This is a genomic window from Rhizobium ecuadorense, assembly GCF_001187535.1.
In the GTDB taxonomy this organism is placed as follows: domain Bacteria; phylum Pseudomonadota; class Alphaproteobacteria; order Rhizobiales; family Rhizobiaceae; genus Rhizobium; species Rhizobium ecuadorense.
In genome coordinates this window covers 1-241 of sequence record NZ_LFIO01000963.1, presented here as the reverse complement: position 1 = coordinate 241, position 241 = coordinate 1, and the positions used below count along the sequence as shown (strand labels likewise).

1 pseudogene is annotated in these 241 nt (G+C 59.8%); it reads right to left on the bottom strand.

The annotated features are described in order from the left end of the window. Positions 1–241 (bottom strand): annotated as a pseudogene (locus AF337_RS44505) (hypothetical protein); the annotation flags it as partial.

Here is a 241-nt window from a genome sequence, read left to right as displayed (position 1 = left end):
CTACGGTACGCAGGATACGATCGTCCCCAGAAAGAATCGTCTCTGCCTCGAGCGCATATGGGATTATCCGTCGCTCGATCATGGCGCGCGTCGAAGCGGCGAGCGCATGCGGCGTCACTAGGACACGAAGAAGCACGTCACGCCGATGACGCAACTCGTCGATTAGGGGCAATAGGAGCTCGAAACTCTCCGGCGCCTCAAGCAAGACGGCGATCTCTCCGGATGGTGCCTCGACATAGCC